At 52.7% G+C, this 1475-nt stretch carries 2 protein-coding genes and 2 pseudogenes; all 4 read right to left on the bottom strand.

The window, feature by feature from the left end; genetic code table 11:
- Positions 1 to 92 precede the first annotated feature (92 nt).
- Positions 93 to 215: pseudogene (locus ACQKP4_RS29070) on the bottom strand (30S ribosomal protein S14); the annotation flags it as partial.
- Between the two features lie 13 nt (positions 216 to 228).
- Positions 229 to 768: a 50S ribosomal protein L5 gene (rplE, locus tag ACQKP4_RS29075; RefSeq protein WP_003176415.1), complete on the bottom strand. Its 540-nt coding sequence runs from the start codon at positions 766 to 768 to the stop codon at positions 229 to 231.
- A gap of 20 nt (positions 769 to 788) precedes the next feature.
- Positions 789 to 1103, bottom strand: a complete 315-nt coding sequence (gene rplX, locus ACQKP4_RS29080) for a 50S ribosomal protein L24 (protein WP_003176416.1) — start codon at positions 1101 to 1103, stop codon at positions 789 to 791.
- An 11-nt stretch (positions 1104 to 1114) separates the two neighbouring features.
- Positions 1115 to 1406, bottom strand: a pseudogene (rplN, locus tag ACQKP4_RS29085) (50S ribosomal protein L14); the annotation flags it as partial.
- Between the last annotated feature and the right edge of the window lie 69 nt (positions 1407 to 1475).

The following is a 1475-nucleotide window of genomic DNA, read 5'->3' on the forward strand; positions in this document are numbered from 1 at the left end:
AAAACGGCGGCGAGTTTAGCACGCCCGGCCAGTTGCCTAGGCTAAACTGCGCAGCATTGCCTAGGAGCCGACACATGCAAAACCCGCAGAATCTGCGCTTCTGGACTTGCGTTCAGATCAACGATGATAGCTTTCAGTGCTGCACGCTTTTTGGCGTACTTGGCAACCGTGAGCTGACGCTTCAGCTCGCGGTTTTTCATGCTCATCTTGGCCATTTTCCTACTCCAATCAGTTGCGGAACGGGAATTTGAAAGCACGCAGCAATGCGCGACCTTCATCATCGTTCTTGGCAGTGGTGGTCAGGGTAATGTCCAGACCGCGGAGAGCATCGATCTTGTCGTAGTCGATTTCCGGGAAGATGATCTGCTCTTTAACGCCCATGCTGTAGTTACCACGACCATCGAAGGACTTGGCATTCAGGCCGCGGAAGTCGCGGACCCGAGGCAGGGAGATCGACAGCAGACGATCCAGGAATTCGTACATACGCTCACGGCGCAGGGTCACTTTGACGCCGATCGGCCAACCTTCACGGACTTTAAAGCCAGCGATGGATTTCCGAGCGTAAGTCACAACGACTTTCTGACCGGTGATCTTTTCCAGGTCGGCAACAGCGTGCTCGATGACTTTCTTGTCACCGACCGCTTCGCCCAGACCCATGTTCAGGGTGATTTTTGTAACGCGTGGAACTTCCATCACGTTCGAAAGCTTAAGTTCTTCCTTAAGCTTCGGTGCGATTTCCTTCCAGTAAATCTCTTTTAGTCGTGCCATGGTCTTCTACCTAGCAGTGTTCAAGCATCAACCGCTTTTTGGGTCGACTTGAAGACACGAATTTTCTTGCCGTCTTCTACTTTGAAACCAACGCGATCAGCCTTGTTGGTTTCGCCGTTGAAAATGGCGACGTTAGAAGCGTCCAGTGGAGCTTCTTTTTCGACGATACCGCCTTGTACGCCCGACATCGGGTTAGGCTTGGTATGACGCTTAACCAGGTTCAGACCACCAATAACCAGACGGTTATTAGCGAGAACCTTAAGCACCTTACCGCGCTTACCTTTGTCTTTGCCGGCGATCACGATGATCTCGTCGTCACGACGAATCTTTTGCATGTCGGATCTCCTTACAGCACTTCTGGGGCGAGCGAGACGATCTTCATGAACTTCTCAGTACGAAGTTCACGGGTCACTGGCCCAAAGATACGGGTGCCGATCGGCTCTTGCTTGTTGTTCAGAAGAACAGCAGCGTTGCCATCAAAGCGGATAATGGAGCCATCAGCACGGCGTACGCCGTGACGAGTGCGGACTACTACTGCAGTCATCACTTGGCCTTTTTTTCACTTTACCGCGAGGAATTGCTTCCTTCACGGTAACCTTGATGATGTCACCGATACCAGCGTAACGACGATGGGCACCGGCGCCGAGACGACGTCTTTGTCGTTCGCCGCCAGGTTGCCCTGAAAATCGTCACGGTGAACGGCGGCC

Source organism: Pseudomonas sp. NPDC086278, from assembly GCF_050280905.1.
Classification (GTDB): Bacteria; Pseudomonadota; Gammaproteobacteria; order Pseudomonadales; family Pseudomonadaceae; genus Aquipseudomonas.